We start from the raw sequence: 16,411 nt of genomic DNA, 5'->3' as shown, positions 1-16,411 counted from the left end.
AAGGGGGTCCCTCTTCGACGCCGATCGGGGGTCCCTTTTGAACGCCGTTTGACACACAAAGGGCCAGCCCACAAGCGTCGCGGCCGCCCATTGCCCTTGTTCCAGCAACGCCGAAGCAAGTCCCAATCCGGCGACCGACACCGTGGCAACCCAGGCCTGGAACCGGAAGGGCGCGACCTCGCCGACCTGCTTCATCAGAACCGCGCCGGCGGCGCTCGAGAAGGCGGCCGCGGCGACGAACCACAAGCCTGCGGATAGTCCGATACCATGGGGCCGCCACGTAACGACGAGCACGCCCGCCAGCGTCAGGAGAATTCCAAGGCCGCGGCGCCAATGGACGCGCTCGTTCAGGATCAGAACCGAAAGAAGCACGGTAAAGGGGGCGCTCAATTGGAGCACGATCGCGGCCGCCGATGGCGAAGCCGTCTGAAGGCCGACGAAGAGAAAACCGAAATTACCGCCGCCGAGCAGGATCGCGATCGCGACGATCCGCCACGCCGGTCGCGGCATCGGCAGCAGCCAGGGAAGCATGACCAGGGCAACAAGGGCAAAACGGATCGCGGCATAGAAGAGCGGCGGGATCGCCCAGTTATCGACGATGATCTTGCTCAGGACGTTATTGAGCGCCCAGATCAGGCAGACCGCGACAAGAAGAAGAAAGTCCCGGAGGTTCATGATCTCAATCCTCGATGGCAAGGGAGCCGGGCGTTCGACGCAAGATTCGAACCCTGCCCCCCTTCACCCGCACCGCCGCACCCGATGCCTCGATGGCCGCCGCCGCGCGGCGCGTGCGTTCGGATTCGAAACTCGCCGCTTCGACCAGCGGAACGGTGAAGATCGTCCGGTGGTGATAAATGATGTCGACAGCGAAGGTCAGCGGAAACTTCAGCCACGATTCCTCGGCGGTGACGGCGTGCATCCGCCGGTGCGTTCGCGCCCCATTGCCGTTGAACACGCCGGTCAGCATCCCGGTCGGGACTTCTCGAGTCGAGTGCTGTTCGAAAGCGGGAACGGGAATCTTGCCCGAACTCTGCGGGAATACGCGGGCGGGCTCGCGAGCGAGGCCGCCGCTATCTCCAGCCCGAGCATCACCGCACCGCGTGAAGCGCGAATATCGATGGTCCCTCTTCCTGCGATCGTCGGCCTCGTTATGCCAGCGCTAGCACAGGCTACGGCAAAGTAAAGGAAGCCGTGAGAGGCCGGCCATTTCGCACGCTTCGTCCGCGGCGGTAAAGCGCGTCCCGTATCGCCAGCGGATTCGCCGAAGGTCGTGGCCAATATCTTGATGGTCCAGAATTCCAGCGTCACCGCGGGCACCTTTGTCAACGCCGATTGCATCCGATCGGGCATGGCTTCCCCCATCTGAACCTGTCCGAGGAAGAAAGGCCAGGTCGCCCGCAGCCCATTTTGTCATCGACGGGATCGACGATCTGCTCGGCCAGGCGAAACAGGGCATTGGCCCTGGCGGCCGGCCTGCTTCCATTCACGGCATGCAGAAAGCGGATGCTCGCCAATTCGCTTGTTGTAAGGGTCGCGAACGACGGTCTCCCATTGAGCCGGAGCTATCCGTCGCATTCGTCGCCGCCAGAAGCGATTGACCTTTCGCGCGGCAATGCGAGCAAGGCTCGCAGGCCCGGACGATTGTCCTGCAGGCTGAACGTCCCGCGATGGAGCGATGCGACCGCCGAGACCAGGCTAAGACCGAGGCCGCTCCCCACCGAACTGCGCGCGCTGTCGAGGCGGCCGAACCGGCGCAACGCTTCGGCCTGCCGGGCGGCAGGTATGCCCTTCGCGCGATCGGCGACAGCGAGAAGGACGTCTTCCTCCGTCCCGCTCGCTTCGAGCGAGATTTCACCTCCCTCGGCGCCATATTTAAGCGCGTTGTCGATCAGGTTCGCGACCGCACGAGCTACGAGTCCCCGGTTACCGAGCACGGAAAGGCCGGAATCCAGCGCGGCGGTCATTTTGACGCCGCTTTCCAGCGCCGCCGGTTGATATATTTCGCACAGATCGTTCATCATCTCGCCGACGTCGAAACATTCAAATTCGCCTCGCCCTATGCCCGCCTCTGCCCGACTGATTTCAAGCGCGCCCTCGATCATCTGGAGAACCCGGCCGAGTTCCTGCCCGATCAGTTCGAACCGCGGCCTGTGGTGGGCTCCCTCCGCCTCGCCGAGTGCCTGCGCGACCTGGATATGAATATGCGCAAGCGGCGAGCGGAGATCGTGGGCGAGCGCATCGGTCAGCGTTCGATGTTCCTCGACCAGCCGCTCGATCCGGTCGAGCATCGCGTTGAGCGATATCTTGAGGCGGTCGACCGGATCTCCGCTCCCGTCGATTTCGGCACGATGTCCAAGGTCACCGTCGGCAACATGCTCGCCCACGTGCGAAATCGCCGCCACTATCCGGTTCATTTCGCGCACGACGAAGAGGCTGCCGACGAGGCCGATCGGGATCGCCAGCGCGAGCGCTGCGAAAAGACCGCGCAGCAATGTCGTCCGCATGGAATTGCGATTATCCAGAAGCCCGCCCAGCAGCAGCCGGTGTCCGCTCGGCAGGCGGGTCGTCAACACGAGAAATTCCTCGGCGCGATGCGCGCCGTCGCGGCGAAGCAGCGCGGGCGTCCAGTCCCGAGGCGCGGCCAGCCCTTCCGGCCACGCCGCCAGATTGCCGGAAAGCTTGCGGCCTTCCGCATCGACAAGGAGGACCGCCGTCTGATCCTGAAACGCCCGGCTGGCGCGACTCGCGACAGAGGCCTGCAGTTCGGCGATGCCGCCCCGATCGTAATGATTGACGAGATTGCCCTGCCGGTATTCGAGCGGCCTCTGGAATTCCGCCAGCATGATGCGGTCTATCTCGAAGTAGACATAGGCGAGCATCGGCCCGACGCAAGCCAGGCAAAGCGCGAGGTTGAGAAGCACGAAACGTCCGCTGGTCGAGCGCCAGGGAGCGAGCCGGAATCGCCCGGTCATCGGAAATCGGCTCCCAGGGCCGCACGCAAGATCATGGGAAAACCGCCAACCGGCAACCTTTGCCGCGAACGCCATGCAGCAGCGGGGCAAGACTTGGCCTGTCGATCTCCTTGCGGAGACTGCTGATATAAACTTCGATCACATTGGTTCCGGGATGGGAACCATAGTTCCGGATCGATCGTCCTCCACGAGGAGGAGGTTGCGGCCTACGCGGTCTGATCCGGAGTCGCCGGTACCGGTAACAGGGGCCGCGCCCGGGGCTTCGACGATCACTCACTTTTCCTCGCGCGCCGCGGGACCTCGCCCGCGCCCTGCCATTGGACGGCGGTTACGGCGGATTGACGACTCTTCCGTGACGGTCACGGCATGAAGCCTGGTGTTCATGCCGCCCTTCGTGCGGCCGATCAGGCTTCCCCGGCCGCCTTCTCGAGTGGCATGATGGTCGAGCCGCGAAAGCGGCTGTCGAAAAGGCGCCGGTGACAGAAAATAAAACCCCCGCGGCCATGCAGCCATGAACCGCCCACTATCACACAATCGATCTCCGGGGCCATCAGCATGCCGAACGCCTCGCTATCTCCGTGCGCCAGGCAGGGCGAACCGGCCGGTTCCCGCAAGGTGGGAACCAGCCGGACGGCGGGTCTGGTCGGGGCGCGCGGGTGCCGGGATCGGCCCCTCCAGTCCCGCTTGTTCATCGTGTGATACGCGCTGTCAGTAGGCGCCCTTCTTCTCGGTGCCGTGCGCCGCCTTGGCGGGATGCGTACGGACCGCGCGCTTCGAGGTCGAGGCCGTCGACGCCTTGGCGGCGATCGCCGGCTTGGCGGGCTTGGCGGTGGCGGTCGACGCAAAGACCGGTGCGGTGATCATCATCGTCGATACAAGGCCGAGGCCGACCAGGGTACGAAAATTGGCCATATTCTTCACTCCATGGATCCGCATGACAGCGGATGCGACGAACCGGATGTCCAGACGGGAACCCGGCGAGAGGTTTCAGGGGGAAGGTCCCCGCCTTGGACATCCTCTTGCTATACCCCGCGATCCAACCGGGGCATGGCCGCGACATGACAATATCGTAATCCGCGAGCCAGCTTCCCGACGCGCACAGGATCCTATTGTCGCCCCCGGAAACAAAGGGACTGCCCGCGATGACGACCGGCCGCGCAACAAACCGCATGAAAAAATGGCTTCTCGCCCTGGCGCTCGTGTCCGTCATCGCCGCGTCGGCATATTATTTGCGTGCGGGCTATTATAACGGCCCGCTGTTCGGCGACACGCCGGCCGCCGGCACCGGTCCAGCAAGGCCCGCGATCGTCATGCTGTCGGGCGACATGGGCAATCGCGTCGGGATGACACCGAAAATAGCGGCGCGACTGCATGCCCGCGGCTATGCGATCGTCACGGTCAATTCGCTGACCTATTTCTCGACGCGCCGGACCGCGCAGGACGCGGCGCGGCTGATCCGTATCGCGATGGCGCGAGCGATGAAGCTTGCGAAGACGAGGCAGGTCGTGCTGATCGGTCAGTCGTTCGGCGCCGACATGCTGCACGCCGGTCTGGCGCAATTTTCGGCAGGGGACCGGCAGCCGATCCGGGCCGTGGTGCTGGTCGTCCCCGGCGAGGATATCATCTTCCGCGCCTCGCCGATCGAACTCGCAGGCCTTGAAATCCCCGACCAGCGCGCCTGGCCGACCGCATCGCAGCTCAATTGGGTACCGGTGACCTGCATCCACGGCGCCGACGAAGCGGGCAGCCTGTGCCCCGAATTGCGGATGCCGAACGTTCGGCACGTCACTCTGCCCGGTGGGCACCGGTTGAAATTCGACGACCATGCGCTCGAAGCCGCAATCCTGCCCGCCATCGGCGGTGCTCGGACAGCAAGGAGCGAATGAATGAGAGCTCTCGCCGTGGCATTGTTCCTGATCGCCGGCAACGGCGCCGGTGCCGCAACGCCAGCGACGCCGATCGGGCTGTGGCAAAACCCCAAGGGCACGATCCTTGTCCAGACGCGCCATTGCGGACAGCTTTTGTGCGGCAACATCATATGGGCGGCCCCCAAGGCGATCGCCGATGCCCGCGACGCGGGGGTGACCACGCTCGTCGGGACCGAATTGCTCAGCGACTATCGGGCGAGCGGCGCCGGCCGCTGGACGGGCCGCGTCTATGTTCCCGACCAGGGACGTCGATTCTATTCGACGATCGAACTCCGCACGCCGGACAGCCTGCGCATATCGGGCTGCATCCTCGGCGGGCTGATCTGCAAGCGACAGGACTGGACCCGCAAATGATGTTGCTCGAAAACGCCATCGAATGGATCCGGCACAACAGGAGCTTCCTGTCGATCGGCGCCGCGCTGATCGTCGCGGCGCTCGGCCTCACCGCATTGTTCGGCCTGCTGCATTCGGTTCGGCCGCACGAAATTCGCCGCGCCTTCGACGCGCTGTCGGCGGGCCAGATCGGCGCGGCGCTGCTGCTGACCGCCGCAAGCTATGCGATGCTGACGCTCTACGACCGCTTCGCGCTCAAGACCATAAACCGGCCGCTGCCCTGGCGGACATGGGCGCTCGCCTCCTTCACCAGCTACACGCTCAGCCATAATCTGGGGCTCGCGCTGCTCACCGGCGGGTCGGCGCGCTACCGTATCTATCGTGCTGCGGGCCTCAGCGGCGGCGACGTCGGCAGTGTGATCGCACTGGCCAGCTTCAGTTTCTGGAACGGCGTCGTCCTTCTGGCGGGTCTCGCCGCCGCGACGAGTGTGCAGATTATGCCCGTCTTCGACTGGGGGCTCTCGCTTCACTGGCTCCATCTCGCCGGGCTGGCGGTGCTGACCCTGTGCCTCATTCCGTTGCTGCTGCGCCGTTTCGGGCTGCAAGCGATCGAAATCGGCGGATGGCGAACCCCGCTGCCCGGCGCGAGGCGCAGCGCCGCGATGACCGCCGTCGCCGCGCTCGACCTCGCCGCCGCGAGCGCGGCGCTGTTCGTCCTGCTGCCGGCACCCGATCCCGCCGCCTTTCCGGCCTTTTTCCTCGGCTATGCGCTGGCCATCATCGCCGCGTTGATCAGCCACGTCCCCGGCGGGCTCGGTGTGTTCGAGGCGGTGGTGATCGCTGCGGTCCCCAGCGACAAGGCACAGCTGCTGGCCGCCCTGCTCGCCTATCGCGTCATCTATTATCTGGTGCCGCTCCTGCTCGCCGCATTGCTCCTCGCCTGGCACGAGAGCAAATCTTGGCGCCGCCCGGCGCGCAGGATGGCGGAGGCCGGACAATCGCTGCTTCGCGACCTTGCACCGCCGTTCCTCGCGGCACTGGTATTCGCCGGCGGACTGATCCTGCTGCTGTCGGGGGCGACACCCGCCGACGCTGCCCGCATGCACGAACTCCGGCATTTCCTGCCGCTGCCCTTTGTCGAGGCATCGCATATCGCCGCCAGCCTGTCGGGAACATTGCTCCTGTTTCTCGCCCCCGGATTGCTCCGCCGCCTCGACGGCGCGTTCATCGCAACGCGAACCCTGCTTGTCGCCGCGATCATTTTCTCGCTAGCCAAGGGCGGAGATTATGAGGAGGCGCTGATCCTGTCGGCGATATGCGCCGCGCTCCAGTGGAGCCGGCCCGCCTTTTATCGCGCGACGTCGCTGCTCGACGCCCCGCTGTCGACCGGATGGGTCGTCGCGGCGCTGACGGCGGTCATGGCATCGACCTTCGCGGGCTTTTTCGCCTACAAACACGTCGCCTATACGAGCAGCCTGTGGTGGCAGTTCACCCTCAATGGCGATGCGCCGCGCTTCCTGCGTGCGTTGTTCGGCATCGCGGTGCTGGTCGCCGGCCTCGCCCTCTGGCGGCTGTTCGCCCCGTCGCCGCGCGCCGCACGCGACAGGGACATTTCATTTGACCGGCTCGGCCCCGCGATGGCGGTGGCCGATCATGCCGACGCCTTCCTCGCCTGGACCGGCGACAAGCAGTTCCTCCTCGCCGGGGAAGGCGATGCGTTTCTGATGTACCGCGTGCAGGGCGCGAACTGGATCGTGATGGGCAACCCGGTCGGGTGCGAGCAACGCTGGCCCGACCTGCTCTGGCGATTGCGCGAACGCGCCGACGCCGCGCAGGGCCGGGTTCTCCTTTATCAGATCAGCGCCAACTGCCTTCCGCTGGCGATCGATCTGGGGCTGTCGATCGTCAAATATGGCGAAGAGGCCCGGGTCGACCTTGCCGCTTTCTCGCTCGCCGGTCCGCATGCCAAGGCGCTGCGCCATGCAGAGCGCCGGGCGGTTCAGGCGGGCGCCACCTTCGACATCGTCGCCGCGGCCGATATTCCGGACCATCTCGCCGAACTCGAGGCGGTATCAAGCGACTGGCTCGACGCGAAAAAGCAACGCGAAAAAGCGTTCAGCCTCGGCAGCTTCGATGCGGATTACATGCGGAATTTCCCCTGCGCCGTCGTTCGCATCGAAGGACGCATCATCGCCTTTGCCAACATCCTGTCGACGCCGAACCGCAAAGAGATTTCGGTCGATCTCATGCGCCACCTGCGCGATGTTCCCTATGGCGTGATGGATTTCCTGTTCCTTCGCCTGATTCAGCATGCGCAGAGCGAAGCCTATCGATGGTTCACTCTCGGGATCGCCCCGCTGTCGGGGATCGACGGGCGCAAGCTCGCACCGATATGGGCACGAGGCGCCGCCTTTCTGTTTCGCCACGGCGAGGGTCTTTACGGGTTCGAGGGGCTGCGAAGCTACAAGGCCAAATTCGCAACGCACTGGGAGCCGCGCTATATTGCGGGGCCGCGCGGCATGGCCTTCGCTTTCGGAATCGCTGCGGTGCACCATATCGTCTCGCGTCCCGCCGCGAAAAACCGGCGGTCGGCCGGCGGCATCAGGGAAGCGAGCCTTGATCTTCGCGAAGCGGAGCAGAGTCGGTATAAGGCCGCACCGGCGATGCGCCGCTAGCGTGGGAACCGCCGTAATGTCGCGAAAGATACTGGTCATCGAGGACGACCGCACGACAGCGGATTTCATCTGCAAAAGCCTGACCGGCGAAGGCTTTGTCGTCGATCATGCCGCAGATGGACGCGACGGCCTTTTTCACGCAACCGGCGGCGGCTATGACGCGATCATCCTCGACCGCATGCTGCCCGGCATGGACGGCATGGCGGTGCTCGCCGCGATGCGCGCGGCGCAAATCGCGACCCCGGTGATCATTCTCTCGTCGCTCGGCGCGGTCGACGCGCGGGTCGAGGGACTGACGTCGGGCGCGAACGATTATCTCACCAAACCGTTCGCCTTTTCGGAGCTTCTCGCACGGTTGCAATTGCTGATGGCGCGGCCGTCGGGCGGCACGGCGGTCGAGACGATGCTGGCGTGCGAGGACCTCGAGATGAACCTGCTCAATCGCCGCGTGACGCGCGCCGGAAAACGCGTCGATCTCCAGCCGCGCGAGTTCCGGCTGCTCGAATATCTGTTGCGCCACAAGGATCAGGTCGTGACGCGGACGATGATGCTCGAAGGCGTCTGGGAATATCATTTCGATCCCGGCACCAATGTCGTTGACGTCCATGTGAGCCGCCTTCGCCGCAAAGTCGACGACGGCTTCGACAAGCCGCTGGTCCACACCATTCGCGGCGCAGGCTATATGCTCGGCAATTCGGATTAGGCCGCGTGGCGCGAGGGAAATTCAACAGCACGATCGTCCGCCTGACCTTGATGCTCGTGCTCGCGCAGATCGCGGCGCTCGCGCTCGGTCTCGCGGTCATTCACCGCTTCACTGCCGCGACGATCGTCGCCGACGCGCGAACCGCGGCCGAAGTCGCGCGCGACGATCTGCTCGGCGAATATCGTCAGCAGGGTTTGCAAGGCCTTGTCGAGGCGATCGACTATCGTCTGAAGGTCCGCGACGACCGCAACTTCATCGTGCTGCTCAAAGGCGCCGACGGGCGGGTGATCGCGGGCAATCTGCGCGAATGGCCGTCGTCCATCGCCGATAAAACGCCATGGCAGCAAATCCCGCTGCATGCCGAAACCACGGACGCCACGAAGCCGATGGGCGTGCTCGCCACGAAACTTCCGGGCGGTGAAGCCCTGCTCACCGGCGAGACGCTCGACGCGCAACGCCAGCTTGCCGACGCCAGCGAGGCAGCCTTTCTCTATGCGCTGGCCGTCGGCATCGTGATCGCCGGGGTGATGGCGGCTTTCGTGACGTGGATATTGGCGCGCCGGATCGACGTCTTCTCCGAAGCCGCCGCGGAATTTGTCGGCGGCCGGCTCGACACGCGCGTCAGGCACGACGAAACCGGGGATGCCTTCGACCGGCTGGCGGTTTCGATCAATGCGATGTTCGGCCGTATCGCGGGGCTTGTACGCGAGCTGCGCATGATCACCGATTCGATGGCGCACGACCTGCGCTCGCCGGTTTCGCGCATGAAGGCACGACTTGAACAGGGGCTCGGACGCACCAGCGATGCCGAGGCCCGGTTGGCGATCGGGGCGGCGATCGAGGAAGCCGATGCGCTGCACCGCCTGCTCGACACCGCGCTCGAGATCAGCCGTGCCGAGGCCGGTATCGGCCGCGACCAGTTCACCGATTTTCTCCTGTCTCCGCTCCTCGACGACATGGCCGAAGTCTATGGACCGCTTGCCGAGGATGGCGGGTTTGCGATTGTCGTCGATGCCCCCGCCGACCTGCGTGTTCGCGCGCACCGAGACCTGCTCGTGCGGGCGCTTTCGAACCTCGTCGACAATGCGCTCAAATATGCCGCCGGCGGCTCGGCGATCCGGATCGGGGCGCGCGACACCGGAGGCGGCACGATCAGCCTCACGGTCGCCGACGACGGCCCGGGCCTCACCGAAAGCCAGATCGTCGAAGCCGTGCAGCGTTTCGTCCGCCTCGATCCCGCGCGCGGCGGAACCGGCGCGGGGCTTGGCCTGTCGCTCGTCGAAACGATCGCGCATCTGCACGGCGGGACGATGCGGCTCGAGGCCAACGATCCGCGCGGCCTCCTCGTCCGCCTGACCTTGCCGGTCGCTGCGAGCAATCGCGCTCCCTAGATATGGACGGCATAGGTGATGACGAAGCAGGCGATCGTCGTCAAAAGCATGCCGGCAATGAAGCTGGCGTCCGCGAGCTGTTCGAGCCGGTGCAGCCGCCGCGATGAATTCAGCCGCAAGGCAAAATAGGAAGACAGCATTGCGGTCAGGAAAAGCAGCGCGTCGATCGACAACAAGTCATCGGCAAGCGTGGTGCGGCGCGCAACGCTGATTGTGACCTGCAGGATGCCGATCCCGGTCAAACACACACCGACCATCGCGGCGGCGATCGGGCAGATCAGCCGGCAGGTGCGCTCGTCGAGTTCGGATCGGGAAATCGGCAGCGGCACATCATTTTTCCTGTCGCACGACAGGCGGGATAGCGCCGGCAGGATTACCGGAGCATGGACCGCGAGTTACGCCCCTGCAATTTGCTCGAGGGTAATCGCGGACGGCCGGCTTGAGACGGTCAGCTTCGGGCATGAATCGTGAAAAGCGGACAATGTCGCGCCGATCAATTGGCTGGCGGGTTGACGAACGCGGCGCGGACCATTGTGTTGACGAAACCGCCGCACGGCCGATGGATATGATCGCGGCGGCTCAACTCGCTGCGACAGCGCATATGTCGGCCGACAGCTTTTTGAACTCCAGTTCGGGAAAGCCTTCGGCAGCCGATTTGTCCAGCGCGTCATAATAGAGATTGGCGCCGCCGAAATAGATGAGAACGCGCGCGCCCTTGTCGTCGCGGTTGGCGCCCATCATCCACGAATTGACCTTGTCGCCTTCGTTCATCAGCGTCTGGCCGTGGATATCCGCCGTTGCCGCGGTCCATTCGCGCTCGGCCTCTTCGCGCGGTTCGAAAATATCCATCCCCTCGCGTTCCATCTTGCCGATGCAGCGCGAGATCCAGATGGCGTTCTGTTCGATCGAGGTCGGCAGGTTGGCGAAGGGCGCCTGCGGCCCGGTGACGGTGAACATGTTGGGGAAGCCCGCGACGCAGACGCCCATGATGCACGCCGATTGCTCCTGCCATTTTTCGCGGAGCGTCTGCCCGCCGTTGCCACGGATCGGAAAGGCTTCGAGCGCGCCGGTATAGGCCTTGAAGCCGGTCGCCAGCACGATGATGTCGAACTCATGGTCGGCGCGTGTCGTGCGCACGCCGGTTTCGGTGATCTCGACCAGCGGTTCCTGCTTCCTGATGTCGACCAGGTGCACATTGTCGCGGTTGAAAGCTTCGAAATAACCGTGGTCGAGCGGCGGGCGCTTGGCGAACAGCGGATAGTCATCGAAGCTTGGCGTCAACAGGTCGGCGAGCACGGGGTCGTTGACGCGCTCCCGCATCTTGGCAGCGATGAAGTCGCCCGCGATCCGGTTGGCCTCGGGGCTGGCGAGCAGATCGTCGAACGTCTCGAACACCCAGCGGAAGCTGCCGGTCCAGTTTTCCTCGAAGATACGCTGCCGCTCCTCGGGCGCCGTATCCATCACGTTGCGGCCCACCGGGCTGTCGAACGCCATGCCGAAAACATGGTTGCGGCATTTGGCGACGATCGCGGGGTAATTGTCCTTGATCTCCTTCTCCCACTCCGGGGTCATGTCTTTCTGCATCGCCGGCAGGACATAATTGGGCGTGCGCTGGAATACCGTCACGCTGCCCGCGGTTTCGGCGACGACGGGCAGCATCTGCACGGTCGTGGCGCCGGCGCCGATGATGCCGACCTTCTTGCCGGCATAATCCAGCCCTTCGTGCGGCCAGCGCGAGGAATGGAAGATGGGTCCCCTGAAACGATCCATGCCGGGGATCTTCGGGATCATCGGCTCCGAAATCATGCCCATGCCGCTGATGAAATATTTGCAGGTAAAGATGTCGCCGTCGCCCGTCGTGACCTGCCAGCATCCGCGCTCCGCCAGATATTGCGCCTCGACGATCTCGGTATCGAGCTGGATGTGCGGCCACATGTCGCACTTGTCGGCGACGAAGCGCATGTAATTCTGGGTTTCCTCGCGGCCGGGATAGCGCTTCGTCCACGACCATTCCTGCAGCAGCTCGGGCGAGAAGGTAAGGCAATAATAATAGCTCTCGCTGTCGGTCGCGGCGCCCGGGTAGCGGTTCCAGGTCCAGGTGCCGCCGATATCCGATGCCCGGTCGAATACGCGGACGGAGAGGCCGAGCTCGCGGATATAATGGATCAGCGCGAGGCCCGCGAAACCGGCCCCGATCACGATCGCGTCATAGTCCACAGCAGTCCCGCTCGCCTTGTCGTTCGTAGTCATCTGTCACACTCTCCACAAATCCGACGGCGCCTTATCCGGCGCTCATCCTGTTCTTCCAAAGTTCTTGTCCCGCCGCCACGCGATCGGGGTCCACCGCTCCGATCTCGGCGAGGATCGCCGCGCGATCGGAATCGCGGCGCCACATTCTGGGCGCGACGATGTCGGTGTCCGCGAAGCGCGGCGCGGGGCGCGGCTGCGTCCAGCCATCGGCCTCGACATAGCTGCCCCGCGCGCGGCTGTGTTCGTGCGCCGGCGCGTCGTCCATCGTCAGCACTTCGCTGTAACAACAATCGCGCTGTTGCAGCCGCGCGGTCCAGGTCGCGCGGGGTCCGCTGGCGAAAATCCCGGCGAGCCGCGCCTTCATCGCGGGCCATTGCGACTGGTCGTGCTGCGCGACGAAGAGCGGATCGCCAGCCAGCCCGAGCGCATCGATGAGCCGCGCATAGAATTGCGCCTCGATCGCGCCGATCGCGATAAAAAGTCCATCGGCGCAGGCATAGCAGGCGTAAAAGGGGGCGCCGCCATCGAGCAGGTTTTGGCCGCGCCCGCGGTCCCACATGCCATTGTGCCGCAGCGACCACATGCCCGCCATCAACGCCGCAGCGCCGTCGGCCATGCTGCAATCGATCACACGCCCCGCGCCGCTCTGCCGCGTCGCGAGCAGCGCCGACACAAATCCGAACGCCAGCATCATCCCGCCGCCGCCATAATCACCGATCAGGTTCAGCGGCGGCATCGGGGGCTGATCTTCGGCGCCCAATGCAGCAAGGCAGCCGCTGATCGATATATAATTGAGATCATGCCCCGCCTTGTCGGCCAGCGGGCCGTCCTGCCCCCAGCCGGTCATCCGGCCGTAGACCAGTGCCGGGTTACGCGCCATCAGGACGTCGGGGCCAATCCCCAGTCGTTCGGCCACTCCGGGCCGAAACCCCTCGATCAGGCCGTCGGCGGTCTCGACCAGCCGGGCGACGATCTCGACCGCCTCGGGCCGCTTCAGGTCGAGCGTGATCGACCGCCGCGAACGGAGCAGGACATCGCGCCCCTGATCCTGCGACAACGGATCGCTGCCGCCCGGCCGGTCGATGCGGATCACCTCGGCGCCATGGTCGGCCAGCATCATGCCGCAGAAGGGTGCCGGACCGATCCCGGCGAGTTCGATGACGCGCACGCCTTCGAGCACCGGCCGCATCAAACTCCCGTCGATGCGAGCCGCGCAGCTCATCCGATGGACTTTTCTGCGATGGCGCGATGGCACACGCCCAGGCCGGTACGCCCTGGCGCCATTTTGTCGGCCGAATGGGCTAACGTGCTCCGCAACGGCAGCGGTTCGACAGCCTTTGCCAAGCCAGCTCTCCCAATATCTCCGATGCCTTCACCAGCATCGCCTGAATTTATTTGTTAGCGTCTAGCAAATGAAAAATCAAGCGCAAACAGGATCATCTAAACCACTGTCTTTATTGATCTAAACAGGAACAGTCGAAAGAATCAGTAGGCGATCCCGAAGGCCTTCGCGGTCGAGCGGCGATAGGCTTCGAACTGCTTCGGCAGATCGACATTGTCGGGGGCGACGAGCCATTGATAGATCGTCCCGAAGATGAAGCTGCAAAAGCCGAAGGCATAGCATTCGGCATCGACCGACGCGTCGATCTCGCCACCGGCGATCCCCTCTTCGACCCAGTGGGCGACGTCGCTGCGATAGATCTCGTGGTAGGCGGCGAGATGATCGCGCACCTCATTGTGCGAACTGATCGATTCAAACCACAGGATATACATCGCCTGCATATAACCCGAGTGGCTCGCCAGAAATCCCTCGACCGCGCGCAAGGCGGCAAGGCAGGCCTGCGCGCCGCCGCGCGTACCGACCTTGTTCGCCAGTTCGCGCGTCCAGCTTGTGTTGAAGTGCAGCACCAATTGCCCGAACAGCGCATCCTTCGATCCGAAGCGGCTCGATGCGAGCCCGCGCGAATAGCCGGCGCGTTCGCCGACCTCCTTCAGCGTCGTCGCGTGCGTCCCCTGCTCGACGATCAGCTGCATCGCCGCGTCGAACATGCGGGCGTCGGACAGCGCGGTGCGCTCCGCCTGCGTGCGGCGAACGGCGCGCGGCTTGGCGCGCACCTTGGCGGGAGCCGGCGGGACCTCTGTTACCTCGCGCAGCGAGGCCTTGCCCTTCATCGACGACGGTGCGTTCATGAAGATTCATCAATCCTTTCAAAAGCCGTTTTGCCCGTCGCGACGGCCTCGCGTAGCGCCTGCTTGTCAATCTTGCCGACGCTGGTCAACGGCAGAGTGTCGGCGTGCGCCCAGTATTCGGGTATCCAGAAACGCGCGACGCGGTCCTGCAATGCGCGGCGCAGGCCCGAGAAATCGGGACGCGCACCGTCGGTGGTCGTAACGATGGCGAGCGGCCGCTCCTCCCAGCGCGGATCGGCGACGCCGATCACCGCGGCCAGGTCGACACCCGCAAGGCTGGCTACATGGTTCTCGAGCTCGGCCGACGGAATCCATTCGCCGCCCGACTTGATCAGATCCTTCATCCGGTCGGTGACCTGGACATAGCCGCGTTCGTCGATCGTCCCCGCATCGCCGGTATCGAGCCAGCCGTCGGCGGTCAGCACATCGGCGCCCGCGCCGCGATGATAGCCGCGTGCGACCCATGCCCCGCGCAACTGCAACCGGCCGACGCTCTTGCCGTCCTCGGCGACCGGCTTGCCCGCGTCGTCGACCAGCCGCACCGACACGCCGGCGACCGGGCGCCCGCTTTTCGCGCGCAGATGCCGCGCCGCCTCGCCCGTGGTATCGGCGGCCGGATGCGACAGCACGCACAATGGGCTCGTTTCGGTCATTCCCCACCCCTGGACAAGAGGCACATTCCAGCGGCTCCCGACCTCCGCGATCAGCCCCTCCGAAACCGCCGATCCACCGGCAACGATGACACGAAAACTCGTCATGTCGACCGGGTCGGCTCCATCGGCGCGGAGCAGGTCGTTGAGGATCGTCGGCACGGTGGCGGTAAAGGTCGGCGCGGTGGCGCGGATCATCCGGCGGATCGCCTCGGGCTGCAGATGCGGCCCCGGCAGCACGAAATCGGCGCCCGCGAGCCAGCCCGAATAGGGGAGCCCCCACGCATTGGCATGGAACATCGGCGGCAGCAGCAGGATCGTGTCGCGGTCGCTGAGCGCAAAGGCGTTGGCCGCCATCGACGCCAGGCTGTGCAGGAAGATCGTGCGATGCGAATAGACGACGCCCTTGGGATTGCCGGTCGTCCCCGAGGTGTAGCAGGTTGCCGCCGCGGCCATTTCGTCGGGCACCGGAAATTCGGCGAGTGGTGCATGGCCGGCAATAAAATCCTCATGGCGCGTCCAGGGCTTTTCCAGTCCGGCGAGCCCGACGGTATCGCCCGTGACGATGACGTGCCTCAGCGCGTCCAGCGAATTGACCTGCGGCAAAAGCCCGGCGAGCAATGGACCATCGGCGATCAGCAGCGCGTCTTCGGCATCGGCCATGATGAAACGGATCTGGTCGGGGTGCAGCCGCAGGTTGAGCGTATGGAGCACCGCCCCCATCGCCGGCACCGCGAGATAGGCCTCGAAATGGGCAAAATCATTCCAGCTGAGCGTCGCGACGCGCGTGTTCGGCCCCACGCCCGCGGCGCGCAGCGCTGCCGCAAGGCGGCGGGCGCGTTCGGCGATCTCCGCAAAGCTGCGCCAGATCACCTGCTCGCCGTCGAACCGGCCGATGCGACTGGTCGCGTGGATGCGTTCGCCGTGCGCGAAGATCGTCGCAGTGCCCAGCGGCTCGTGCATCATCGTCGCGTCCATCACGCCATCCCCTCCCCGCGCGCGATCCGCTGCGCGGCGTCGAGCAACGCCGGCACATCATGTTCGAGGCCGCGTTCATACGGACCGTCGACCTGCCCTTCGCGAAACAGGACATAGGCGCCCTCGACGATCGCGGCGAGGCGCCAGAGCGCGAAAGCCTGGAAATAGCCAAGATGCTCGATCGACAGGCCCGTCACATGCGCCCAGCGCCGCGCGAGGTCGGCGCCACCGACCACCCCCGCGACGTTCGACACGCGCTGGACGAACGCAAAGCCCAGCGGCAGGTTTTCGTCGCGGTTCCACATCGCGGTGACCAGCCCGACATCGACGAGCGGATCGGC

The 16,411-nt window shown here is 65.0% G+C and carries 16 protein-coding genes; 5 read left to right on the top strand and 11 right to left on the bottom strand.

Translation table 11 applies throughout. The features are described 5' to 3' along the window. From JHC57_RS15485 to JHC57_RS15465, 5 genes are all read right to left on the bottom strand, one after another. Positions 1-675 (bottom strand): DMT family transporter (locus tag JHC57_RS15485; RefSeq protein ID WP_294031073.1); only part of this gene is annotated, 675 nt, incomplete at its 3' end. A gap of 4 nt (positions 676-679) precedes the next feature. Further along, positions 680-967 carry a hypothetical protein gene (locus JHC57_RS15480; protein WP_294031072.1) on the bottom strand — a complete coding sequence of 96 codons (288 nt, stop codon included), beginning with the start codon at positions 965-967 and terminating at the stop codon, positions 680-682. Between the two features lie 595 nt (positions 968-1,562). Then, positions 1,563-2,972, bottom strand: a complete 1,410-nt coding sequence (locus JHC57_RS15475; protein ID WP_294031071.1) for a HAMP domain-containing sensor histidine kinase — start codon at positions 2,970-2,972, stop codon at positions 1,563-1,565. A 404-nt stretch (positions 2,973-3,376) separates the two neighbouring features. Continuing rightward, positions 3,377-3,529 carry a hypothetical protein gene (locus JHC57_RS15470; protein ID WP_294031075.1) on the bottom strand — a complete coding sequence of 51 codons (153 nt, stop codon included), beginning with the start codon at positions 3,527-3,529 and terminating at the stop codon, positions 3,377-3,379. Positions 3,530-3,680: 151 nt separating this feature from the next. Further along, the gene (locus JHC57_RS15465) at positions 3,681-3,884 is read right to left on the bottom strand and encodes a hypothetical protein (protein ID WP_294031070.1); all 204 of its coding nucleotides are present in this window, start codon (positions 3,882-3,884) and stop codon (positions 3,681-3,683) included. A 257-nt stretch (positions 3,885-4,141) separates the two neighbouring features. Between JHC57_RS15465 and JHC57_RS15460 the strand changes: the two genes are divergently transcribed. The 5 genes from JHC57_RS15460 to JHC57_RS15440 are packed head-to-tail and all read left to right on the top strand — an operon-like array spanning position 4,142 to position 10,002. Further along, positions 4,142-4,858, top strand: coding sequence for an AcvB/VirJ family lysyl-phosphatidylglycerol hydrolase (locus JHC57_RS15460; RefSeq protein WP_294031069.1), 717 nt, complete (start codon positions 4,142-4,144; stop codon positions 4,856-4,858). Next, positions 4,859-5,254, top strand: coding sequence for a DUF2147 domain-containing protein (locus tag JHC57_RS15455; RefSeq protein WP_294031067.1), 396 nt, complete (start codon positions 4,859-4,861; stop codon positions 5,252-5,254). Next, a complete protein-coding gene (mprF, locus tag JHC57_RS15450; protein WP_294031066.1) occupies positions 5,251-7,908 on the top strand; it encodes a bifunctional lysylphosphatidylglycerol flippase/synthetase MprF in 2,658 nt (885 codons plus the stop codon). Before JHC57_RS15455 ends, mprF begins: the two co-directional genes overlap by 4 nt. Positions 7,909-7,924: 16 nt before the next feature. After that, positions 7,925-8,611, top strand: a complete 687-nt coding sequence (locus tag JHC57_RS15445) for a response regulator transcription factor (protein ID WP_294031064.1) — start codon at positions 7,925-7,927, stop codon at positions 8,609-8,611. Positions 8,612-8,616: 5 nt separating this feature from the next. Then, positions 8,617-10,002 carry an ATP-binding protein gene (locus tag JHC57_RS15440; RefSeq protein ID WP_294031062.1) on the top strand — a complete coding sequence of 462 codons (1,386 nt, stop codon included), beginning with the start codon at positions 8,617-8,619 and terminating at the stop codon, positions 10,000-10,002. On the opposite strand, the gene JHC57_RS15435 is transcribed toward JHC57_RS15440, so the two are convergent. From JHC57_RS15435 to JHC57_RS15410, 6 genes are all read right to left on the bottom strand, one after another. Next, positions 9,999-10,331 (bottom strand): hypothetical protein, encoded by a 333-nt coding sequence (locus JHC57_RS15435; protein WP_294031061.1) that lies wholly within the window; start codon positions 10,329-10,331, stop codon positions 9,999-10,001. The genes JHC57_RS15440 and JHC57_RS15435 overlap by 4 nt on opposite strands. A gap of 250 nt (positions 10,332-10,581) precedes the next feature. Next, a complete protein-coding gene (locus JHC57_RS15430) occupies positions 10,582-12,252 on the bottom strand; it encodes an NAD(P)/FAD-dependent oxidoreductase (protein ID WP_294031059.1) in 1,671 nt (556 codons plus the stop codon). 31 nt (positions 12,253-12,283) lie between these two features. After that, positions 12,284-13,474 carry a CaiB/BaiF CoA-transferase family protein gene (locus JHC57_RS15425; RefSeq protein ID WP_294031058.1) on the bottom strand — a complete coding sequence of 397 codons (1,191 nt, stop codon included), beginning with the start codon at positions 13,472-13,474 and terminating at the stop codon, positions 12,284-12,286. 263 nt (positions 13,475-13,737) lie between these two features. Continuing rightward, complete coding sequence (locus JHC57_RS15420; protein WP_294031056.1) at positions 13,738-14,442, bottom strand: TetR/AcrR family transcriptional regulator; 705 nt, start codon at positions 14,440-14,442, stop codon at positions 13,738-13,740. After that, positions 14,439-16,070 carry a long-chain-fatty-acid--CoA ligase gene (locus tag JHC57_RS15415; RefSeq protein WP_294031074.1) on the bottom strand — a complete coding sequence of 544 codons (1,632 nt, stop codon included), beginning with the start codon at positions 16,068-16,070 and terminating at the stop codon, positions 14,439-14,441. The genes JHC57_RS15420 and JHC57_RS15415 overlap by 4 nt, the downstream gene beginning before the upstream one ends. Further along, a partial coding sequence (locus JHC57_RS15410; protein WP_294031055.1) for a hypothetical protein occupies positions 16,070-16,411 on the bottom strand: 342 nt, incomplete at its 5' end. The genes JHC57_RS15410 and JHC57_RS15415, both read right to left, overlap by 1 nt.

The organism is Sphingopyxis sp. (assembly GCF_016463645.1).
GTDB lineage: Bacteria > Pseudomonadota > Alphaproteobacteria > Sphingomonadales > Sphingomonadaceae > Sphingopyxis.
This window is presented reverse-complemented; position numbering and strand designations above follow the sequence as displayed.

What these genes read in the sequence shown, in the direction of transcription:
- JHC57_RS15455 (WP_294031067.1), top strand. Translation starts at nt 4,859, where the DNA reads ATGAGAGCTCTCGCCGTGGCATTGTTCCTGATCGCCGGCAACGGCGCC.
- JHC57_RS15415 (WP_294031074.1), bottom strand. Translation starts at nt 16,070, where the DNA reads ATGGACGCGACGATGATGCACGAGCCGCTGGGCACTGCGACGATCTTC.
- mprF (WP_294031066.1), top strand. Translation starts at nt 5,251, where the DNA reads ATGATGTTGCTCGAAAACGCCATCGAATGGATCCGGCACAACAGGAGC.
- JHC57_RS15470 (WP_294031075.1), bottom strand. Translation starts at nt 3,529, where the DNA reads ATGCTGATGGCCCCGGAGATCGATTGTGTGATAGTGGGCGGTTCATGG.
- JHC57_RS15480 (WP_294031072.1), bottom strand. Translation starts at nt 967, where the DNA reads ATGCTGACCGGCGTGTTCAACGGCAATGGGGCGCGAACGCACCGGCGG.
- JHC57_RS15430 (WP_294031059.1), bottom strand. Translation starts at nt 12,252, where the DNA reads ATGACTACGAACGACAAGGCGAGCGGGACTGCTGTGGACTATGACGCG.
- JHC57_RS15445 (WP_294031064.1), top strand. Translation starts at nt 7,925, where the DNA reads ATGTCGCGAAAGATACTGGTCATCGAGGACGACCGCACGACAGCGGAT.
- JHC57_RS15420 (WP_294031056.1), bottom strand. Translation starts at nt 14,442, where the DNA reads ATGAACGCACCGTCGTCGATGAAGGGCAAGGCCTCGCTGCGCGAGGTA.
- JHC57_RS15475 (WP_294031071.1), bottom strand. Translation starts at nt 2,972, where the DNA reads ATGACCGGGCGATTCCGGCTCGCTCCCTGGCGCTCGACCAGCGGACGT.
- JHC57_RS15460 (WP_294031069.1), top strand. Translation starts at nt 4,142, where the DNA reads ATGAAAAAATGGCTTCTCGCCCTGGCGCTCGTGTCCGTCATCGCCGCG.
- JHC57_RS15425 (WP_294031058.1), bottom strand. Translation starts at nt 13,474, where the DNA reads ATGAGCTGCGCGGCTCGCATCGACGGGAGTTTGATGCGGCCGGTGCTC.
- JHC57_RS15465 (WP_294031070.1), bottom strand. Translation starts at nt 3,884, where the DNA reads ATGGCCAATTTTCGTACCCTGGTCGGCCTCGGCCTTGTATCGACGATG.